A 20,756-nucleotide genomic window follows, 5' to 3' on the forward strand; every position below is an offset into this window, starting at 1 on the left:
GTGCCATGGTCGAAGACTCCCCTGTCGTGCTGGACGGTCAGTCCCTCAGCGCCGACGACGTGGTGCGCGTCGCGCGGTACCACTCCCCGGTAGCTCTGCACGCTGATGGCGTCGCACGCCTCGAAGCGTCATGGGGTGCGAGCCAGCGGCTCGTGGTGCGACGACAGGTCTACGGCCGTACGACCGGTGTGGGCGCGAACCGCGACCAGATCGTCAGCACGGAAGGCTGGGCCGAGCACGGCCTGCGCCTGCTGCGCAGCCACGCGGGCGGACTCGGCGGCATGCTCCCCGAGGAACAGGTGCGCGCCATGATGGTCGTGCGTCTCAACCAACTCCTCGCAGGCGGCGCAGGCGTGCGCAGAGCCGTGGCCGACGCACTGCTCGCCGCCCTGAACAGCAGTTGCTACCCCGGCGTGCACGAGTACGGCGCCATCGGCACGGGCGACCTCACGGCGCTGGCCGAGACGGGCCTGACCCTGCTCGGCGAGCGCTACTGGCTCGGCTCCACGCAGACCCCGGACCCGATCGAGCTCGACTCGGGCGACGCGCTGGCGTTGATCAGCAGCAACGCGCTCACCATCGGCATGGCGGGCCTGGCCTGGCAGGACGCGCACCACCTGCTGAAGGCCACGCACGTGGTCGCCGCGCTCTCGTTCCTGGCCGTGGACGGAGCCGCTGAGGCCTACGACGAACGCGTCCACCAGGGCCGCCCGCACCCAGGCCAGGTAGCGGTCGCCGCAGAGATGCGCCGCCTGATCGGCGATCCCCAGCGCCCGGCCGCGCGCATCCAGGACCCGTTCGGCTACCGCTGCTTCCCGCAGATCCACGGCCCGGCCGTCGACGCCGCCACCGACCTGGCCCGCGTCCTGGACGTGGAGTTCAACGCCGCCGCCGAGAACCCGCTGATCGTCTCCGACCACTTCGGCCCGGAGGACGACGCCGCCTACCACCACGGCGCCTTCCACAGCGCGTACCTCGGCCAGGCGCTGGACCGGCTCCGGTTGTCGATGCTGCACACCGGCCACATCTCGACCGCCCGCCTCGCGACGCTGGTGGAACCGAGCTTCACCGGCCTGCGCCCATTCCTGGCGGAGGGCGTGCCCGGCAGCTCGGGCGTGATGATCCTCGAGTACAGCGCCAACTCGGCCCTCGCCGAAGTCCGCACCCTCGCCGAGCCCGCGAGCATCGGCAACGCCGTCGTGTCGCGAGGCCAGGAGGAGAACTCGAGCTTCGCCTTCCAGTCCGCGTCCCAGGCCCTGCGCTCCCTGACCGCGTTCCGCCTCGTCCTGGCCTGCGAGGTGGTAGCCGCCGTCCGAGCCCTGCGGCTGCGCGGCATCACCCCACAAACCCCTTCGCTGCGATCCGCCTTCGAAACAGCCGAGTCGAAGCTCAACCCGGACATGTCCGACCGCCAGCTCAGCCCGGACGTGGAGGTGGCCTCGGCACTCCTGGACGACTTCGCCACCTGCTGAATTCGGCCTTGATCTCCACCAAACTGGAGCTTCTACGGTGGACCACGACCAGGTTTGACCGAGTGGGGGATGTGGTTGTGGTGCGTGCTGTCCGTGTGCACGAGTTCGGTGGCCCCGAGGTGCTCCAAGTGGAGGAGATCCCCGCCCCGCAAGCAGGACCGGGCCAGGTCGTGGTGGCTTTGGAGGTGGCCGACGTGATCCTCCTGGACACGCTGCTGCGCGGCGGCTGGGGCGGCGAGTACTTCCCGCTGACCCTCCCGTACGTACCGGGCGGAGGCGGCGTCGGCCACGTGCGCGCGGTAGGCGAAGGCGTGGATCCGGCCTGGCTGGGCCGCCGCGTCCTGGCCCGCGCAGCCGGCGGCTACGCGGAGCAGACCCTCTTCCCGGCGGACGAGATCGTCGAGGTCCCGGACGGCCTGGGCTCGGCCGAGGCCGCGGCCATGGTGCACGACGGCGCCACAGCCCTGCTGCTGGCCCGCCGCGTGGAGATCCCGAAGGACGAGTGGGTCCTGGTGGCGGCCGCGACGGGCGGCGCGGGTTCGCTGCTGGTGCAACTCCTGCGCGACGCCGGAGCCCGCGTCATCGCCGCGGCCCGCGGCGAACGCAAGCTGGCGCTGAGTCGCGACCTGGGCGCGGAACACGCCGTCGACTACTCGCTCGACGGCTGGCAGGACCAGGTCCGCGAGGCGACCGGCGGGGTCGGCCTCGCCTTCGACGGCGCGGGAGGAGCACTCGGCAGGGCCGTGTTCGAGGCCGTGGCCGACGGCGGCCGCTTCGTCACCTACGGCAGCTCGGGCGGGTTCGCCGCCATCGACCCGGAGCTGGCCAGCCGCCGACGGGTGCACGTGGACGACGTGCTGGCGGCCGGGGCACCCGACCCGGCGACCTTGCGCGACCTCCACACGGAGGCGCTCGCGCTCACCGCGCAGGGCCGGCTTCGGCCGGTGATCGGCGCGACGTACCCGTTGGCGGAGGCCGAGAAGGCGCACCGGTCGCTGGAGGAACGCACCACGCTCGGCAAGTCGCTCCTGTTGATCTGACCGGTCCCGCGCACGGAGGGTGGGCCTACGCGGGGCAACCGGCTGAGGAGCAGTCAGCCGGAGGGCGGTCGGTCCAGTCCGAGGGCCGGGCGGTCCGGGGGGTCGGGCGGGCAGAGGGCCGGGCGGGCAGAGGGCCGGGCGGGCAGAGGGCCGGGCGGGCAGAGGGTCGGGCGGTCCAGGTGCTCGCTCCAGAGGCGGCCAGTCCAGAGGCGGCCAGTCCAGAGGCGGCCAGTCCAGAGGCGGCCAGTCCGGGGGCCGGGCGTCCGAGAGTCAGACAGTCCGACGGCCAGGCAGTCCGACGGCCAGGCAGTCCGGGGGTTTGTCCCGGAGGTGGTCAGTCCAGGCGCTCACTCCGGAGATGGCCGACTCAGAGATGACCGATCCAGGGTTCCTCCCGTCCGGTTGGGCCTCCTCGCTCACCTGCCGCTCTGACCGACACCTGCCGCCGCCCTCCGCCCCTTCCGCTTGCGGGGCGAAGATGACCATGGTTTCCGGACACCTACCAGACGGCGCCAGGCGTGGATCAGGACCAGGTTCACCCGTCCGGGGGACGGAGCGGGCGTGGATCCCGCAGCCAGCAGGCTGCTCGGCAGATGCTTCTGCGCGAACGCGAGCCGTCGAGGCCTGGCCGGGGTGCGCCGCCATCCCCGGTCGGCGCACCCCGGCTGGGCGGTCAGCCTCCTGCCACCGAGGGCAGGATCTGGATTTCGGCGCCTGCCGGGAGTGGGGTGGCCGGGCCGGAGAGGCGGCGGCACTCCTCGCCGTTGACGTAGAAGTTCACGTAGCGGCGGAGGGTGGACTGTTCGTCGCGCAGGCGGCGGTTCAGGGCCGGGTAGGTGTCTGCCAGGACGTCCAGGGCCGCTCCCAGGGTGGCTGGGTCTGGGACGTCCACGTCCAGGTGGGCGGCGCCGTCGGTGGCGTTGCGCAGGACGCCTGGGATCAGGACGGTGACCTTCACGTCGGGATCACCGCGGCTCGGACCGACATCACGTCCGGGAGGTGGGCCGCTACCTGGTGCCAGGTGTCGCCCTCGTCCGGGCTGGCGTAGACCTCGCCCGAGCGGGAGCCGAAGTAGACGCCGGGGACCTCGGCGTCGTCTGCGCACATGGCGTCGCGCATCACGGCTGTCCAGAAGGCATCGGGGAGGCCTTCGCCCAGGGCTTCCCAGGACTCACCGGCGTCTCTGGAGCGGTAGACGCGGCACTTGCCCTCCGGTGGGAAGCGGCGGCCGTCGGCCTCGATCGGGAACGTGAAGATCGTGTCCGGGTCGTGGGGGTGGACGACCATCGCGAAGCCGAAGTCGGTCGGCAGGCCGGCGGCGATGGACTGCCAGGTGTCGCCGCCGTCGTCGCTGCGGTAGACGCCGTGGTGGTTCTGGGCGTAGAAGCGCGACGGCGAAGCCGGGTGTTGTGCGACCTTGTGCACGCATTGGCCGAACTCCGGCCACGGGTCCGGGAAGAAGTACGCCTTGATGCCCTTGTTGCGGGCCTCCCAGGACTTGCCGCCGTCCGCGGTGCGGTAGACGCCGCCGGTCGACATCGCCACCAGCATCCGGTCCGGGTCGACCGGGTCGGGCACGATCGTGTGGACGGCCTGGCCGCCGAAGCCCGCGTCCCACTCCGGGCGGTGCGGGTGGTTCCAGAGGCCCTCGACGAACTCGAACGAGCGGCCGCCGTCCGACGACTTGAACAGCGCCGACGGCTGGGTGCCCGCGTAGACCACGCCCGGTTGTGAGGCCGGCGCCGGCTGGAGCTGCCAGACGCGTTCCAACGCGGCGTCCTCCACCGGGAACGCGATCGGTGGCGTCGAGGACTCCTCCCAGGTGGCACCCAGGTCGTCCGAGATGGACACGCCGGGGCCGAAGTGCGGCGAGGACACCCCTGCCATCAGGCGCAGGCCCGCACGCGCGTCGAACGCGACCGCGTACACCTCCTGCATCGCGTGATGCGGCCCGTCGACCTGCCACGAGACACGGTCCTCACTACGGGCGAGCCACAGTCCTTTGCGCGTACCGATCGCCACGACCACCGTCATCGCAACGCAGCCTCCCAGGTCAGAAGATGTGATGCGGAGCACGTTACGCCGGGGGTCTGACAATTTCTGAGCACGAGGGAAACCCCACGTAGACCCACAAGTTACTCACTGGTAGCGTCCGAAAGAAGAGACGCAAGGAGGCGCCAGTGCTGCTCGACCCGAACCACTACGACCCCGCCCACCTCGACGACGAGACGCGGCGCCTGCTCAGGGCGACCGTCGACTGGTTCGAGGCCCGCGGCAAGCGGCAGCTCATCGCGGACGCGCAGGACAAGGTCTGGTACACCGAGTTCCTCGACTTCGTGAAGCGCGAGAAGCTCTTCGCCACCTTCTGCACGCCCGCGAGCGTCGACGGCACCAAGCGCTGGGACGCCGCCCGCAACGCCGCGTTCAGCGAGGTGCTCGGCTTCTACGGCCTGCAGTACTGGTACGCCTGGCAGGTCACGGTTCTCGGCCTCGGCCCCATCTGGATGAGCGGCAACGAGGAGGCCAAGCAGAAGGCGGCGGCCCTCCTCGACAGCGGCGCGGTCTTCGCGTTCGGCCTCTCCGAGAAGGAGCACGGCGCCGACGTCTACAGCACCGACATGATCGTCACCAAGACCGACGACGGCTACCGGGCCAACGGCAGCAAGTACTACATCGGCAACGGCAACGTCGCCGGCATGGTCAGCGTGTTCGGCAAGATCGACGACGAGTACCTCTTCTTCGCCGTCGACAGCCAGCACGAGAACTTCAAGCTGGTCAAGAACGTCGTGGACAGCCAGATGTTCGTCAGCGAGTTCCGCCTCGAGGACTACCCGATCACCGACGCGGACGTCCTGCACCGCGGCCCCGACGCGTTCAGCGCGGCGCTCAACACCGTGAACGTCGGCAAGTTCAACCTCTGCACGGCCAGCATCGGCATCTGCGAGCACTCGTTCTACGAGGCGATCACCCACGCCCACAACCGGATCCTCTACGGCAACCCGGTCACGAACTTCCCGCACGTGCGCCAGAACTTCGTCGACGCCTACGCGCGCCTCACCGCGATGAAGCTCTTCGCGGACAGGTCGGTCGACTACTTCCGCAGCGCCGGCGAGAACGACCGCCGCTACCTCCTCTTCAACCCCATCACCAAGATGAAGGTCACGAGCGAGGGCGAGAACGTCATCGACCTGCTCTGGGACGTCATCGCCGCCAAGGGTTTCGAGAAGGACACCTACTTCACCCGCGCCACGGCCGACATCCGCGCGCTGCCCAAGCTCGAGGGCACCGTGCACGTGAACCTGGCCCTGGTGCTGAAGTTCATGCCGAACTACCTCTTCAACCCCGCGCAGTACGAAGAGGTCCCGACGCGTCACGACGCGACCGACGACGACTTCTTCTGGCACCAGGGTCCCGCGCGCGGCCTCGGCAAGATCCAGTTCCACGACTGGGAGCCGATCTACGCCGAGCACGCCCACCTGCCCAACGTGAAGCTGTTCCACGAGCAGGCGAACGCCATCAAGATCCTGCTCACCACCGCCGCTCCGGACGAGAACCAGCAGAAGGACCTCGACTTCCTGCTCAACCTCGGCCACCTGTTCACCCTGGTCGTCTACGGCCAGCTGGTCCTGGAGCAGGCCAAGATCACGAACACCGACCAGAGCGTCCTCGACCAGATCTTCGACGTCCTGGTCCGCGACTTCGCCGGTTACGCGACCGCCCTGCACGGCAAGGCCAGCAGCACCGAGGCCCAGCAGCAGTGGGCCGTCGCGCAGATCCGCAAGCCGCACGTCGACCAGGCCCGTTTCGACGCCGTCTGGCAGCAGGTCGCGGCGCTCTCGGGCCAGTACGAGATGCGCCCGTAAGCACCGAACGAGACGCAGGGGGCGGAGCCGACAGGTTCCGCCCCCTTGACGCGCGTGTTGCACAAACGTTTACCTGAGTCTCTGCCGCCGCACTCCGCAGATTGGAGCGCGCAAGTGGATCTCCGCCGTTGGCGCACAGCCGCAGTCGCCACCCTCATCGCCGCAGGCACCCTCGTCACGCCCCAGGCACACGCGCAGAAACCAGACCTGGCGCTGACACCGCCGATGGGCTTCAACAACTGGAACAGCACGCACTGCCGCAACGACTTCAACGAAGACATGGTCAAGGGCATCGCCGACATCTTCGTGACCAAGGGCCTGAAGGACGCGGGCTACGAGTACGTCAACATCGACGACTGCTGGGCGCTGCCGGAACGCGACGTGAACGGCGACCTCGTCCCCCACCCGACGCGATTCCCCCACGGCATCAAGGCAGTCGCCGATTACGTGCACTCCAAGGGCCTCAAGTTCGGCATCTACACCAGCGCAGGCACCAAGACCTGCGAGAACAACGGCGGCTTCCCCGGCGGTCTGGGCCACGAGGAGCAGGACGCGAAGCTGTTCGCGAGCTGGGGCGTCGACTACCTCAAGTACGACAACTGCAACAACCAGGGCGTCGACGCGAAGTACCGCTACACCAAGATGCGCGACGCCCTGAACGCCACCGGCCGCGAGATCGTGTTCAGCCTCTGCGAATGGGGCGAGAACAAGCCGTGGGAGTGGGCGAAGGACGTCGGCCACCTCTGGCGCACCACCGGCGACATCACCGACAGCTGGAGCTCGATGCTGTCGATCGCCAAGCGCAACATGGAACTCGCCGACTTCGCGGGCCCCGGCCACTGGAACGACCCGGACATGCTGGAGGTCGGCAACGGCGGCATGACGGACGTGGAGTACCGCAGCCACTTCAGCCTCTGGTCGATCATGGCCGCACCACTGCTGATCGGCGCGGACCTGCGCAAGGTCACCCCGGAGACGTTCGAGATCCTGGAGAACCGCGAGGTCATCGCCGTCAACCAGGACGAGCTCGGCCTGCAGGGCAAGGTGATCCGCAACGAGGGCGGCACCCACGTGCTCGTCAAACCACTGTCCAACGGCGACAGGGCCGTACTTCTGTTCAACGAGAACGACAGCGCCACCACCGCGTCCGTGACCGCCCAGGAACTCGGCCTCACCACGGCGACCGGTTACAAGATCCGCGACCTCTGGGCCAGGACCACCACGCACACCGCGGGCTCGATCAGCGCGGCGCTTCCGCCGCACGGTTCGGCCATGTACCGCGTCAGCAAGGCGAACGACTGGTACCGCTACCCGCCGGCCGTCGCCGCGGGCGCGTCCGGCGAACTCCTCTACCCCGGGGCACTGCCGATCGCACAACCCGGCAAACCCCTCACCTACACGACCTCGGTGACCAACTCCGGCCGCCTGCCGGTCAGCCTGGTCCAGGCGAGCCTGACCGTCCCCGCAGGCTGGACGGTGAAGGCCACCACGCCGAGCTTCGCCGCGGTTCTCGCAGGTCAGAAGACGTTCACCACCACCTGGCAGGTCAACGTTCCCGCAGGCGCGGCGCCGGGCAAGTTCCCGGTCGGCGCGCACTTCACCTTCCACAGCCCGCACGAGAACAACCCGGTGACCAGGCAGTCCTCGGCCGAGGTGCTGGTACCCGGAGCGGCGCCGAAGGGCGAGAACTTCGTCAGCGACCTGAAGTGGCTGCGCAGCACCAACGGCTGGGGCCCGGTCGAGGTCGACGCCACCAACGGCGAGACGGCGGCCGGTGACGGCGGCCCGATCACCATCCGCGGCGAGGTGTTCGCGAAGGGTCTGGGCACGCACGCGCCGGCGCACGTCGAGTACTACGCGGGCAACGCCTGCTCGAAGGTGACCGCGACCATCGGCATCGACGACCGGAAGGTCAACGCGCAGAGCCTGGTGAGCTACCAGGTGTGGGCGGACGCCACGAAGGTCTACGACAGCGGTCCGGTCAGCGGCGCGGACGCCGCGAAGTCGTTGGAGGCCACCGTGTCCGGAGCGACGGTCGTGCGCCTGGTCGTCCTCGACGGCGGCAACGGCAACACCAACGACCACGCCGACTGGGGTGACCTCAAGATCACCTGCTAACCCGACTGGTAGCGCTCCAAGGCCGCGATCATGAGTTCGAGCCCGAACTCGAACTCGTGATCGTGGTCGTAGGTCCCCAGCTCGTCGAGAACCCCGGCGGACAACGGGAACGCCGCCATGTCGACTTCGACGTAGGGCGACAACGCGATCCCGCCGAGCTCCGGCGAGGTCGCGACCTCCCTCATCAGCGTGCCCAGCAGGTACGACACCATCGCCCGCATCATCCCGACGGCGATCTTGCCCCGGAACCCGGCGCGGTCGAAGTTCATCAGCGCCAACTCGATCGTGCGGAACCCCGCCTCGGTGCTCAGCCGCCGCGTCGCCAGCATCACGAACGCGCGGGGGTGCCGGCGCGCCAGCTCCCGCACCGCACGGGCGTGCGCCCGGATGTGATCACGCCAGTCGTCGCTGTCGACCGTGTACGGCTGCGCCTCGGCCATGATCCGCTCGGCCGCGAGATCCACCAGCAACGCCTTGTTCGGCACGTGGTTGTACAGCGACATCGTGCCCGCGCCCAGCTCGGCGGCGAGACGACGCATCGAGACGGCCTCCACGCCCTCGCGTTCGATCAACCGCACTGCCGCATCCACGATGCGGGCACGGGTCAACGGTTCACGTGAGGAGGACACTGGCGGAGACCATACGACGTGGAGTAACTTCCCTGCGACGTACGGCGTACGTAGGAGGGTCAGCCGGCATGACCGAGTCCAAGGCGCTCAGAGCGCTGCGCGAAGCGATCGTCTTGGAGCACATGGAGTCGCAGAACGACCACGACTTCGACACCTCCCTGAACACGTTTCCGCACCCCCGCTACGAGATCATGGCGTCCGGCCAGGTCTTCGACGGCGTGGACGAGGTCCGCGGGTACTGGCAACGCACCCGTGCGGCGTTCCCCGACCAGCGCAACAAGGTCATCGACGTCCATCACGCCGACAACGCCGTGATCCTCGAGTTCGAGCTGGAGGGCACGCACCTCGGCAGCCTCACCGGCGAAGAGGTCACCGGACGGTCGTTCAAGGTCAGGATGGTCGGTTTCTTCCTCTTCGACAAGGACGTTCTTGTCTGCGAACGGGTCTACGGCGACACGGCGACGGTCATGAGCCAGCTCGGCATGCTCGACGTCCCCGAGAAGTTCTAGAGGACCACGCGCACCTCGCCGACCACCTGCCCGCCACCGAGCACCGGCACGGACAGGGATTCCTTGGCCGGAGACACGTCAAACCCCAGCGCCGCCAGCGCCGTGAGCCCGATCGCCGTCGTGGCACGGGGATTGCCGTCCAGCACCTTCACCGCGACCGCGTGCCCGGCGGAGGTCGCCAGCACCAGCACCCCCTCCGCGCCGCCCTTGGCCACCACACCCGGCAACTGCTGCATGACCACCGTGTTCACGTGCCCGGTTCCGCCGACGTACTCGGGGAACGCGCGCATGGCCTCGGCAACGGGCGTGCGCACCAGCCCCTGCATCGCGCGCGCCAAGCCGTGCAACGACAGTCCGTACACCGGCGCACCACAGCCATCGATCGCCGTGTGCGCGACGGACTCGCCCGAAAGCTCCTCGACTGTCCGCATCACCAGCTGCTGCAACGGATGCGCAGGCTCCAGATAGGTCTCGACCGGCCACCCCGCGGCCACGCACGCCGCCAGCATCGCCGCGTGCTTGCCGGAGCAGTTCATCCGCACCCGCGAGGGCTTCGGCACCCGTTGACGCGTCTCCTCGTCCTCGGGCCACGACGGCGGGCACCGCAACAGCTCCACCGGCAACTCGCCGAGCAGCCGCGTCACCAGTTCGACGTGCCGGTCCTCCCCCGTGTGCGACCCGGCCGCGATCGCCAGCGCGGGACCCTCGAGCGGCGCTCCGGCGGTCAGGCACGCCAGCGCCTGGAACGGTTTCATGCACGACCGCGGCAGCACCGGGTCCTGCACCGCACCCACGGAAAAGCCCACGTCACCGGACGGCAGCAGGCCGACGACGCTGCCGTGGTGCAGGCTCTCCACGAACCCGGACCGGGTGACCTCAGCGAGCAGTGCGGGCACGAGCGGCCTCCAGCCGGTGGGCCAGCCTGGACAGCGCCAGGTTGACCACGAGGTAGACGAACGCGACGACGATGAAGGTCTGGATCAGCAGACCGTTGTAGTTCGCGAGCACCCGGCCGTTGAACAACAACTCCGTGTAGGACACGACATATCCCAGCGAGGTGTCCTTCAACAGACTGACAGCCTGGGTGACGAGCAACGGTGTCATGTGCCGCACGGCCTGTGGCAGCACCACGAACCGCGTCACCACACCGTCCGGCATGCCCAGCGACAACCCAGCCTCGCGCTGGCCGGGATCGACCGACGAGACGCCCGCCCGGAAGATCACCGCGTAGGAGGCCGCGTGCGACAACGCCAGCGGCACCACGAGCTTCCAGAACAGCGGCAGGTTCACGCCGAACGACGGCAGCACGAACAGCATCACGTACACGAGCAGCAGCACCGGAACCGTGCGCATGACCTCGGCGTAGGCGCGGGTGAACCGGTTGGGCCGCAACGCGAGCAGCAACCCGCCCGCCATCGCCAGCACTCCGGTCGCGCACGCCGCCAGCACCGTCGACCACAGGCCCGTGAGCAGATAGCGCCAGACGGGCCAGGTCAGGTACGGCCTCCACCGGACAGGATCCAGCTGGCCACCGGCCGCGAACTGCCGCAACCCCAGCGCCACCAGTCCGGCCAGCACGAGCACGGCCACCACCGAGATCCAGAAGATCCGGCGGCGCGCACGTGGTCCGGGAGCGTCGAACATCAGGCCAGCCGCCGTTCCAGCACCCGCGCGCCGAACCCGATGCCCGCGGCCATCACCAGGTAACAGAGCCCGACCCCGGTGAAGACCAGCAACGGCTGCGCGAGCTCCAGGTTGATCCGTTGCGCCGCACGGGTCATGTCCACCACACCGACGACTCCGGCCAGCGCCGTCGCCATCGTCAACGCGATCGCGATGTTCGCCAACGGCTGCACGACCCGCCGGGAGGCCTGCGGCAGGATCACGTGCCGCAGCGACTGCCGGAACGAGAGCCCGAGCGCCCGCGCGGCCTCACCCTGCCCGGACGCCACCGAGTTCACGCCCGACCGCAGCGCCTCCGCCACGAAAGCCGCCTCGTACAACGCGATCGCCGTGAAGGCCGTCCAGAACAACGGCATCTTCACGCCCACCTCCGGCAGCCCGAACACGAACAGCACCAGCCACGCGAGCAGCGGGATGTTCCGCCACACCTCGACGTAGACCGCGCCGACGCCCCGCAGCAACGGCACCGGCACGATCCTCAGGACGGCCACCAGCAACCCGACGAGCAACGCGCCGGCGAACGACAGCAGGGTGAGGGCGACGGTGTTCAGAAAGCCTTCGAGGACCAGGCTCATGAGGCGATCGCGGGTGGCGCCGGCGCGTCGCCGGTGACCACGGTGCCGATCGTCTGCTTCCAGACCTCCTGCCACAGCCCCGACTTGCCGATCTCGCGCAGCCAGTCGTTGACGAACTTCGTGAACTCGGCGTCGCCGTGCTTGATGCCGATGCCGTACGGGTCCTCGGTGAACGGCTCGCCGACGAGCTGCAGCTCGCTGTCCTTCGACGCGTCGGCCACCAGAATCGCCTGGTCCTGCACGTAGGCGTCGCCGCGGCCCTGCTTCAGCGCGGTCAGGCACTCGGGATCGGAGCCGAACTCGAGGATCTTCGCGGTGGGCGCCGCGTCCTGCACCGCCTTCACCCCGGGGGTGTTGGCGCCGACGATGACGGTCTTACCCGCCAGATCAGCGGGTTCGCCGATGCCGGACGTGCCCTTGCGCACCGCGATGGACTGCCCCGACTGGTAGTAGGGACCGGCGAACGCCACGCGCTCGGCCCGCTGCGGGGTGATCGTGTAGGTCTGGATGATCACGTCGACGGTGCCGTTGGCCAGCAACGGTTCGCGGGTCTCGGAGGTCGCGGAGAGCAGCTCCGTGGAGGGCTTGCCGACGATGTACTGCGCGAGCAGTTTGCCCAGGTAGGCGTCGAAGCCGGTGAGCTCGCCGCTGATCGGGTCGAGCTGCGAGAGCAGCGGGGCGTCCTGGGAGCCGCCGATGATCAGCTCGCCGCGCTTCCTGATGCGGTCCACGGCCGAGCCGGGGGCCACCTGACCTGCGTAGACGGGTGCCTTGGCCAGCAGAGCGTCGATCTTGCTCCCACCTGGCACGGCACCTTCACCGCCGGCGCATCCGGCCACGAAGAGCAACAGAGCGGCTACGAACAGTCTCCCCATGCCGCGACGCTACTGATCGCGATCAATCGGGCACAAGATACGACAAAGCCGCTTGTCCGATAGTGGACAGGCGGCTTGTCAGATACAGATCAGATGTGCTGACCAGTCGGACTCAGACGGCGCGAACGCCCTGGGCCTGCGGGCCCTTCTGGCCCTGACCGATCTCGAACTCGACCCGCTGGTTCTCTTCGAGAGCCTTGTAGCCGTTCATCTGGATCTCGGAGTAGTGGACGAACACGTCGGCGCCACCGTTGTCAGGGGAGATGAAGCCGAAGCCCTTCTCCGCGTTGAACCACTTGACGGTGCCCTGTACTGCCATCTTGCTACTTCTCCTCTAACAGGTGCCGGATCGCGCTCGCGACCACCGGGTCAGGACGCGACGGCGCCTTCTCCGGAACCTGGAGAAACCACACACTCGCGACCTCGTTCCGCGAGCGGGGAAATCCACGAACACGCAACGTACGACCATGGACAGTCAACCATGGGTCCCCGTCATCAGTCGAGCTATGGATCTCACTGATCTCGCTGCTATCGTGAGACTCCAAATGATCTCGCGGAGGTACCCGTGCCCGAGCAGATGAAGCTGTCGATCACGGTCACAGTCGCGCCGCGGACGGCGGGTGGCCTGCTCGGACTGGTCACCAAGTACCTCGTGAAGCAGGCTCGGGAGACCCAGGGCAAGGGCCGCCCGACGGTGGTCAACAAGTCCAGCGGACCCGTCCACGGCACGCTCTTCCAGATCGGCAACGTGCACGGGGACGTCAACTACCGGGACCGGTAACCTGGAGGGTCGTTGACCCAGGGGGCCGCGGCTTGACCGGCAGCGACAGACTGCTCTTCTTCTTCATCGGCTTGGTGACCACATTCGTGTTCATCCGCATCAGCGTGCGCTTGATCAGAGCCAAAGTCCGCTGGTGGCCGGGCAACTTCGTACACGGCGACACGCACGTGCATCACGTCGTGTTCGGCACCGTGCTGTTGCTGTTGTCGAGCGTCACGAGCCTCGTCATCCCGGACGACATGCACGGCGCCAGACTGGCCGCCGCGGCCGTTCTCGGCGTGGGTGCGGCACTGGTGCTGGACGAGTTCGCGCTGATCCTGCACCTGAGGGACGTGTACTGGACGAAGGCGGGCCGGCTGTCCGTGGACGCCGTGTTCCTCGCCGTCGGTCTCACCGGGACGTTCCTGCTCGGCGCACGCCCGTTCGGCTACGACGAGGTGCTGCAGCTCAACCCGGAGACGACGCCGGCGTCCACGTTCACGCTCCGGCTGATCGCCATCTCGGTGAACCTGTGCCTCGCGATCGTGGCCCTGCTCAAGGGCAAGATCTGGACCGGGCTGCTCGGCCTGCTCGTGCCGGTGGTGCCCGCCGTGGGCGCCGTGCGGCTGGCCAGGCCCGGCTCACCGTGGGCGCGCTGGCGCTACCCGGAAGGCTCGCGCAAGCTGACCCGCGCCTACCGCCGGGAGGCGCGGATCAGGCAGCCGATCATCCGCGTGAAGATCGCCGTGCAGGAGTTCATCTCGGGCCGTCACGACCTGCCCGATCAGGACAGGCCGTGACGGTCCGTTAGCGGCGCCGCGAGGCGCCCTGCTGGGCGTGAATTACCCAGCCAACGTTCTGGGTCACGCCGCTAGCTCCCGACGATGTCCTGCTGGGCGCAGGCCGCGGCGAGGTCACCGGCGCACAGTTCCGCCGGCTTGATGATGCCCTCGGTGACCAGCGTCCGGACGTTCTCCTTCTTGATCAGCGTCGCGCCGAGCAGCACCGACTTCATGTCACGCCGTGCGACGGGGTCCCGCAGGTTGCCGGTGGCGAGGTCGTCGGCACCCTCCAGGTCGCCCCGCGCGATGGCGATCGCCAGCCTGGACGCGGCCTCGGCCTCGTCGCGCACCGGCTTGTAGACGGTGATGCACTGGTCGCCGCGCAGCACGGCCCGCAGGCCGTCCACAGTGGCGTCCTGGCCGGTGACCGGGACCTTGCCCGCGAGGTTCTTCTTCTTGAGCACGGCGATGACCGCGCCCGCCAGGCCGTCGTTGGCCGCGACCACGCCGTCGACCTTGCCCTGGTTGTCGTTCAGGATCTGCTCGAACAGCTGCCCGCCGAGCTCGTTGTTCCAGTCGGCGACCGGCTGGGACTTCACGAGCTTGAGCGCGCCGCTGTCGTACTTCGAGGACAACCGCGACTTCTGCCCCTGGGTGAAGAGCGTGGCGTTGTGGTCGGTCGGAGCGCCCTCGATCTCGATGATGTTGGCGCCCGGTTTGTCACCGAGGCAGCCCAGCAGACCGTCCGCCTGCAACTGGCCGACGTTCACGCTGTCGAAACCGACGTGGTACTCCGCCTGGCCGCCGAGCGTCACGCGGTCGTAGTCGATGACCGGGATGCCCGCCGCCTTCGCCTTCTTCTGCACCGAGAGGCCGCCCGCCGCCGACAACGGCGTGATCATCATGACCTTCACCTTGCGGCGGATCATCTCGTCGGCGATCTGCGCGAACTTCGCCTCGTCACCCTCGGCGTTCTCCATGAACGGTTCGATGTCCGCGTAGTTGAACGCCTGTGTGAGCAGTGGGCGGTCTTGCTCTTCCCAACGCGCGGATGTCGTTCGGTCGGGAAGGATTACCCCGACGATTGGTTTGGGACCGCGCGTAGGCAGCGTCGGAGAGCCCTGACCAGCTTCACCACAGGCAGTCAGGAGAAAGAGCAGGCACGCCGACGATGCCATTACCCGTCTTCGCATAAACGCGGAGTCCAGTCCTTGAATCTTGTTAAGTCAAGATTTCTTCTCATAACATCACGCTCCGCTTCCGATCGGCTACAGTTCGATTCCGTACGAAAGGCGCTGATGTGCGGCGAATTTTCGTGTCAGTGTGTCCAACTTGGGCGGCAATCGGGGGCCGCACCGTGTTGTTGGATCCAGCCCTGACCGGGTGTGAGGAGACAGCTAGGTGAGAACGCGCAGAACCGTGATGGCGGTGGCGGCAACGGTGTCGCTGATCGCCGCGGGCACTTCGGCGGCGGGGGCCGCGCCGGCCTCCACAGGGCCGATTACGGAGTACACCGTCCTTCTGGAAGAACCCGGAAACCGCGACTTCGCGATCGACGCCGTGGAAGCGGCGGGCGGCGAGGTCGTGCGGAGCAACGACGCCGTCGGCCTGCTGACGGTCAAGGCGCCCGCGAACGGCTTCGCGGAGAAGGTTTCCGCTTCGAGCGCGATCGTCGGCGCCGCTCGGACCAAGCCGATCGGGCACGCGCCCGCGGCGAAGGCCGAGAAGGTCAAGCGGGACAACGTCGAGAAGGAGAACAAGGCAGAGCAGGCGAACAAGGCTCCTGCTCCGTCGAAGTCGACGGCGGGCATGGACCCGCTCGACGGCGACCTGTGGGGCCTGAACCTCGTTCGCTCCAACATCGCGCGGGCCAAGCAGGCCGGCGACAAGCGCGTGTACGTCGGCATTCTCGACACCGGTGTGGACGGTTCCCACCCGGACATCGCGCCGAACTTCAACAACGAGCTCTCGCGCAACTTCACCGTCGACATCCCGAACGACTCCGACGGTGGCGTGTTCGACGGCCCGTGTGAGTTCCGCGGTTGCGTCGACCCGGCGAACTGGGACGACGGCGGCCACGGCACGCACGTCGCCGGCACCATTGGCGCCGCTGCCAACGGTTTCGGCATCTCCGGCGTCGCGCCGAACGTGTCGCTGGTCAACATCCGCGGCGGCCAGGACGCGGGATCGTTCTTCCTGCAGCCCGTCGTCGACGCCCTGACCTACGGCGCCGACATCGGCCTGGACGTCATCAACATGTCGTTCTACGTCGACCCCTGGTACATGAACTGCGCCAACGACCCCACGGCCTCGGCCGAGGAGCAGCTGGAGCAGCGCACGATCATCGCGACCGTGCAGCGCGCGCTGAACTACGCGCACCGCAAGGGCGTCACGCTGATCGGTGCCGGTGGCAACAACCACGAGGACCTGGGCAAGCCGCGCCAGGACACCGTGAGCCCGAACTACCCGCCGGGTCACAACCGCCCGCGCCCGATCGACAACGCGACGTGCCTCAACCTCCCGACCGAGGGCAACCACGTCATCTCCGTGTCCGCCCTGGGCCCGTCGACCGCCAAGGCCGACTACTCGAACTACGGCCTCGAGCAGACCGCGATCTCGGCTCCCGGTGGTTACTTCCGCGACGGCCTCGGCACGCCGTGGTACCGCACCAACGAGAACCTGATCCTGTCGACCTACCCGCGCAACGTCGCTCTCGCCGAAGGCGCGATCGACGAGGCAGGCAACATCACGCCCGACGGTCTGGCCGCCGGCGTGAAGAAGGCCGTGCAGGGCGACAAGGTCGGCTACTACCAGTTCCTGCAGGGCACCTCGATGGCCGCCCCGCACGCCGCTGGTGTCGCCGCGCTGATCGTCAGCCAGTACGGCAAGAAGGACAAGAAGAACCCCGGTCTGACCCTCGACCCCGACAAGGTCGAGAAGGTGCTCTACAAGACCGCGACGCAGCGCGCCTGCCCGAACCCGCGCACTGTCTCGTACGTCAACGTGGGCCGCACGCCGGAGTTCGACGCCACCTGTGAAGGTGACTCGAAGTTCAACGGCTTCTACGGTCACGGCATCGTGGACGCCTACGGTGCTGTCACCCGCGGTGGTCAGTTCCTGTAAGTCCTTGTAGGACAACGAAAGGCCCCCGGGTTCTTGACGGGGGCCTTTTGCTTGCGACGAAAGTCGTCGCTCCCTCACACCTTCGTCTGAACTGTCCCGGCCTGCCTTGACCGTGCCGTAGCGGCATAGTTTCAACTGAGTCGTGTCAGGGCCGAACGGAGAGGGAGACGTCGTGGGGTGGAGCACCAGCCAGCTGGCCGATCTCGCCGGCACGACGTTGCGCACGATCCGGCACTACCACGAGGTGGGCCTGCTCGCCGAGCCCGAACGCCGTGCCAACGGCTACAAGAGCTATGGCGTGCCCCATCTCGTGCGGGTGCTCAGGATCAAGCGCCTCACCGATCTCGGGTTGTCGCTCACGCAGATCGCGGACCTCGGTGACGGGGACGAACATCCCCGCGAGGCGTTGCGGGAGCTCGACACCGAACTGGCGGCGCAGATCGAACGTCTGCAACGGATCAGGGCCGAGCTGGCACTGGTGCTGCGCCAGGAGGCGCCGACCGACCTGCCGCCGGACGTCGCGGCGATGATCGAGAACGCGAACCTGTCTCCGCAGGACCGCTCGTTCACCGTCGTACTGGCCCAGTTGCTCTCGCCGGAGACGCTGGCGAGGTACGCCGGGACGCTGAAGGACTACGCGCGGGATCCGGCGGTCGTGGCGTTCGACAACCTGCCGGAGGACGCGGACGAGCAGACCCGGCAGGCCGTCGCGGACGGCATGCGCGAGATGCCGTACATGGCGCAGATGCGTGCGGTGTTCCCGGATCCGGCCGGTCTGTACAGCGACGCGCCACGAGGCGTGGAGCACGCGAGACGGACCGTCATCAAGGTGCTGGTCGAGCTTTACAACAAGGCCCAGTTGGACGTTCTCGTCCGCATGAACGGCTGACATTCCATTGGTTCGGCGCGCCGAGGGGGCGCGTCGTCGGGGAGGAATTTGCTAATGCGAAAATCGTTGTCTCTGGCCGCGGTCGTGACGGCCGCCGCAGGGCTGGTGGCGGTGCCGGGGGTGTCGACCGCCGCCACGCCGAAGCCCGAGGTGCAGTGGGTCGCTTGTCCCACCGACGTGGCGCTGCCAGGCCTGGAGTGCGGAAAGCTCCAGCTGCCGCTCGACTACCGCAAGCCCGAGGGCCGCAGGACCGAGGTGATGTTCACCCGGCTGGCCAGCAAGAACCCCGCGAAGCGCAAGGGAATCCTGCTGACCAACCCCGGCGGGCCGAGCGAGGGCCTGACGTTCCCGTTCGTGCTGAAGGCGGTCGGACTGCCGCAGGACGTGCAGGACGCGTACGACATCATCGGCATGGACCCGCGGGGCATCGGTTACAGCTCACCGTCCACATGCGACCTGACAGACGAGCAGATGGCGGACGGCAGCGTGCCTCCGTACGCCAACAACTCCGCCGAGGTGCGGCAGCGCGCCGACGAGGTCAAGAAGATCGCCGAGCAGTGCCTCAAGTCAGCCTCGGCCGGCGAACTGCCGTACAACACGACCGCGAACATCGCGCGTGACCTGGACTCGGTCCGTGCGGCGCTGGGCGAGAAGAAGGCGTCGTTCCTCGGGTACTCGTACGGCTCGTACCTGGGTTCGGTGTACGCCACGCTGTTCCCGAAGACCTCCGAGCGGGTCGTGATCGACAGCAACCTGCCGAAGGGCGGCTGGGACGTCGAGGGCGGCCGGCTGATGGGCCGCGGCGTCGAGGACACGTTCCCCGACTTCGCGAAGTGGGCGGCGGCGCACCCCGAGTACAACCTCGGCACGACTCCGCAGCAGGTGCGCGCCAAGTTCTTCGACCTGGCCGCACGGCTGGACAAGAAGCCTTCGGTGGAGGGCATCGACGGCAGGCTGTTCCGCTTCCTCACCTTCACGGCTCTCTACGCCACCGGCGACGAGGCCTTCTCGAAGCTCGCCGCATCGTGGAAGGCCTTCGACACCGGCCAGCCGCAGCCGCCGCAGGAGTACCCGGAGGTCCCGCGCGTCCAGGCCCTGCTGGCGGGTCGCCTGAACGTGATCTGCGGTGACTCGACCTGGCCGTCGTCGGTCGGCACGTACGAGCGCAACGTGGCGATCGACCGCGTCCGCAACCCGATGTTCGGTGCGGGCGCCGCGAACATCCAGCCGTGCGCCTTCTTCCCGAAGCCGGTGGAGAAGCAGGTCCTGCCGTCCGACCGGGGCCCGCGCAACGTGCTGCTGGTGCAGAACGAGCGCGACCCCGCGACGCCGCTGGTCGGCGCCCAGTCGACGCGCCGCGCGTTCGGCGACAGGGCCGCGATGATCACGATCGACCAGGGCGGGCACGGCGCCTACATCTTCGGCAAGAACAAGTGCGCCAACGACAAGGTCACCGAGTACCTGCTCGGCGGACAGCGTCCGAACGACCAGAAGTGCGCTGCCGAGAACGGCTGATGACAGAGGAGGGCCCGGCTCGCTCGCGAGCCGGGCCCTTGCCGTGTCCGCGCTCTCACGCTACGGTCGGGCCCACGTCGCCGCCGATTCCACTGTGGAACGGAGCGGCATGAAGACGTTTACACGGCTCGCGGCAACGGTTCTGTGCGCGGCGGCCCTCGTCACGCCCGGCACCGCCCAGGCGGCGGACCTGAACGACCCGCAGCTCAAGGACATCGCGATGCAGCTGGTGTCCAGTGCGGAGAACTCCTCTTTGGACTGGCGCGCGCAGTTCGGCTACATCGAGGACATCGACGACGGCCGCGGCTACACCGCCGGCATCATCGGCTTCTGCAGCGGCACCGGTGACATGCTCGACCTCGTCCGGCTCTACCGCGACTGGAAGCCGGGCAACGTCCTGGAGAAGTACCTGCCCGCGTTGGAACGGGTGAACGGCACGCCGTCGCACGACGGCCTGGACCCGACCTTCCAGGGCGACTGGCGGTCGGCGGCCCAGGACGGCACGTTCCAGGGCGCGCAGGAGCACGAACGCGACCGCGTCTACTTCGACCCGGCGGTCAACCGCGCGAAGCAGGACGGTGTGCAGGCACTCGGACAGTTCGCGTACTACGACGCGATCGTGATGCACGGCGACGGCTGGGGTGACCTGGACTTCTCCAGCATCCGCCAGCGCGCGCTCAACACCGGCGCACGCCCGCCGGCCCAGGGCGGCGACGAGGTGCAGTGGCTGCACGCGTTCCTCGACGCACGGGTGTGGGCGATGAAGCAGGAGCCCGCGCACGAGGACACCAGCCGGGTCGACACGGCCCAGCGCCGGTTCCTCAACGAGGGCAAGCTCAACCTCGAACGCCCCCTGCAGTGGCACGTCTACGGGCAGCAGTTCGACATCCGCTGACCTGACGTCCCGGCGGAAACGTTTGCAG

20 protein-coding genes are annotated in these 20,756 nt (G+C 68.3%); 11 read left to right on the forward strand and 9 right to left on the reverse strand.

The window, feature by feature from the left end:
• Window positions 1–5: 5 nt before the first annotated feature.
• Both ACIQF0_RS33395 and ACIQF0_RS33400 read left to right on the forward strand, forming a co-directional pair.
• Complete coding sequence (locus tag ACIQF0_RS33395) at window positions 6–1,472, forward strand: aromatic amino acid ammonia-lyase (RefSeq protein ID WP_401036251.1); 1,467 nt, start codon at window positions 6–8, stop codon at window positions 1,470–1,472.
• 80 nt (window positions 1,473–1,552) lie between these two features.
• A complete protein-coding gene (locus ACIQF0_RS33400) occupies window positions 1,553–2,512 on the forward strand; it encodes a zinc-binding dehydrogenase (RefSeq protein ID WP_401036254.1) in 960 nt (319 codons plus the stop codon).
• Between the two features lie 673 nt (window positions 2,513–3,185).
• Here ACIQF0_RS33400 and ACIQF0_RS33405 read toward each other — a convergent pair.
• Together ACIQF0_RS33405 and ACIQF0_RS33410 are read right to left on the reverse strand one after the other, a co-directional pair.
• On the reverse strand, window positions 3,186–3,470 hold the full coding sequence (locus ACIQF0_RS33405) for a ubiquitin-like small modifier protein 1 (RefSeq protein ID WP_401036256.1): 285 nt from the start codon (window positions 3,468–3,470) through the stop codon (window positions 3,186–3,188).
• Window positions 3,467–4,546: a WD40/YVTN/BNR-like repeat-containing protein gene (locus ACIQF0_RS33410; protein ID WP_401036258.1), complete on the reverse strand. Its 1,080-nt coding sequence runs from the start codon at window positions 4,544–4,546 to the stop codon at window positions 3,467–3,469. Before ACIQF0_RS33410 ends, ACIQF0_RS33405 begins: the two co-directional genes overlap by 4 nt.
• 146 nt (window positions 4,547–4,692) lie before the next feature.
• On the opposite strand from ACIQF0_RS33410, the gene ACIQF0_RS33415 reads away from it, so the two are divergent.
• Complete coding sequence (locus ACIQF0_RS33415) at window positions 4,693–6,375, forward strand: acyl-CoA dehydrogenase (protein ID WP_401036261.1); 1,683 nt, start codon at window positions 4,693–4,695, stop codon at window positions 6,373–6,375.
• A 114-nt stretch (window positions 6,376–6,489) separates the two neighbouring features.
• Window positions 6,490–8,493: an NPCBM/NEW2 domain-containing protein gene (locus ACIQF0_RS33420; RefSeq protein ID WP_401036265.1), complete on the forward strand. Its 2,004-nt coding sequence runs from the start codon at window positions 6,490–6,492 to the stop codon at window positions 8,491–8,493.
• Here the strand turns inward: ACIQF0_RS33420 and ACIQF0_RS33425 are convergent.
• On the reverse strand, window positions 8,490–9,122 hold the full coding sequence (locus ACIQF0_RS33425; protein ID WP_360040268.1) for a TetR/AcrR family transcriptional regulator C-terminal domain-containing protein: 633 nt from the start codon (window positions 9,120–9,122) through the stop codon (window positions 8,490–8,492). The genes ACIQF0_RS33420 and ACIQF0_RS33425 overlap by 4 nt on opposite strands.
• Window positions 9,123–9,190: 68 nt before the next feature.
• Between ACIQF0_RS33425 and ACIQF0_RS33430 the strand changes: the two genes are divergently transcribed.
• Window positions 9,191–9,631 (forward strand): ester cyclase, encoded by a 441-nt coding sequence (locus tag ACIQF0_RS33430; protein ID WP_360040265.1) that lies wholly within the window; start codon window positions 9,191–9,193, stop codon window positions 9,629–9,631.
• Here ACIQF0_RS33430 and ACIQF0_RS33435 read toward each other — a convergent pair.
• The 5 genes from ACIQF0_RS33435 to ACIQF0_RS33455 form a co-directional block, all read right to left on the reverse strand.
• Window positions 9,628–10,527, reverse strand: coding sequence for an asparaginase (locus tag ACIQF0_RS33435; RefSeq protein WP_401036268.1), 900 nt, complete (start codon window positions 10,525–10,527; stop codon window positions 9,628–9,630). The genes ACIQF0_RS33430 and ACIQF0_RS33435 overlap by 4 nt on opposite strands.
• Window positions 10,508–11,275, reverse strand: a complete 768-nt coding sequence (locus tag ACIQF0_RS33440) for an amino acid ABC transporter permease (protein ID WP_401036270.1) — start codon at window positions 11,273–11,275, stop codon at window positions 10,508–10,510. Before ACIQF0_RS33440 ends, ACIQF0_RS33435 begins: the two co-directional genes overlap by 20 nt.
• Window positions 11,275–11,889, reverse strand: coding sequence for an amino acid ABC transporter permease (locus ACIQF0_RS33445; RefSeq protein ID WP_401036272.1), 615 nt, complete (start codon window positions 11,887–11,889; stop codon window positions 11,275–11,277). Before ACIQF0_RS33445 ends, ACIQF0_RS33440 begins: the two co-directional genes overlap by 1 nt.
• Window positions 11,886–12,764 carry a glutamate ABC transporter substrate-binding protein gene (locus tag ACIQF0_RS33450; protein ID WP_401036275.1) on the reverse strand — a complete coding sequence of 293 codons (879 nt, stop codon included), beginning with the start codon at window positions 12,762–12,764 and terminating at the stop codon, window positions 11,886–11,888. Before ACIQF0_RS33450 ends, ACIQF0_RS33445 begins: the two co-directional genes overlap by 4 nt.
• A 112-nt stretch (window positions 12,765–12,876) precedes the next feature.
• Window positions 12,877–13,083 (reverse strand): cold-shock protein, encoded by a 207-nt coding sequence (locus ACIQF0_RS33455; RefSeq protein ID WP_030468404.1) that lies wholly within the window; start codon window positions 13,081–13,083, stop codon window positions 12,877–12,879.
• 246 nt (window positions 13,084–13,329) lie between these two features.
• On the opposite strand from ACIQF0_RS33455, the gene ACIQF0_RS33460 reads away from it, so the two are divergent.
• Together ACIQF0_RS33460 and ACIQF0_RS33465 are read left to right on the forward strand one after the other, a co-directional pair.
• On the forward strand, window positions 13,330–13,545 hold the full coding sequence (locus ACIQF0_RS33460) for a hypothetical protein (RefSeq protein ID WP_401036279.1): 216 nt from the start codon (window positions 13,330–13,332) through the stop codon (window positions 13,543–13,545).
• 74 nt (window positions 13,546–13,619) lie between these two features.
• On the forward strand, window positions 13,620–14,324 hold the full coding sequence (locus ACIQF0_RS33465; protein ID WP_401036281.1) for a hypothetical protein: 705 nt from the start codon (window positions 13,620–13,622) through the stop codon (window positions 14,322–14,324).
• Window positions 14,325–14,395: 71 nt separating this feature from the next.
• On the opposite strand, the gene ACIQF0_RS33470 is transcribed toward ACIQF0_RS33465, so the two are convergent.
• Window positions 14,396–15,499, reverse strand: a complete 1,104-nt coding sequence (locus tag ACIQF0_RS33470) for a sugar ABC transporter substrate-binding protein (protein WP_396425432.1) — start codon at window positions 15,497–15,499, stop codon at window positions 14,396–14,398.
• Window positions 15,500–15,728: 229 nt separating this feature from the next.
• Here ACIQF0_RS33470 and ACIQF0_RS33475 point away from each other — a divergent pair, with 229 nt between their 5' ends.
• The 4 genes from ACIQF0_RS33475 (at window position 15,729) to ACIQF0_RS33490 (ending at window position 20,728) form a co-directional block, all read left to right on the forward strand.
• Window positions 15,729–17,429 (forward strand): S8 family serine peptidase, encoded by a 1,701-nt coding sequence (locus ACIQF0_RS33475; RefSeq protein WP_360040340.1) that lies wholly within the window; start codon window positions 15,729–15,731, stop codon window positions 17,427–17,429.
• 172 nt (window positions 17,430–17,601) lie between these two features.
• Complete coding sequence (locus ACIQF0_RS33480) at window positions 17,602–18,318, forward strand: MerR family transcriptional regulator (protein WP_401036285.1); 717 nt, start codon at window positions 17,602–17,604, stop codon at window positions 18,316–18,318.
• Between the two features lie 54 nt (window positions 18,319–18,372).
• A complete protein-coding gene (locus ACIQF0_RS33485; protein ID WP_401036288.1) occupies window positions 18,373–19,833 on the forward strand; it encodes an alpha/beta hydrolase in 1,461 nt (486 codons plus the stop codon).
• A 109-nt stretch (window positions 19,834–19,942) separates the two neighbouring features.
• Window positions 19,943–20,728, forward strand: a complete 786-nt coding sequence (locus ACIQF0_RS33490; RefSeq protein ID WP_401036290.1) for a chitosanase — start codon at window positions 19,943–19,945, stop codon at window positions 20,726–20,728.
• The last annotated feature ends 28 nt before the right edge of the window (window positions 20,729–20,756 follow it).

The organism is Lentzea sp. NPDC092896, from assembly GCF_044754905.1.
Taxonomy (GTDB): domain Bacteria; phylum Actinomycetota; class Actinomycetes; order Mycobacteriales; family Pseudonocardiaceae; genus Lentzea.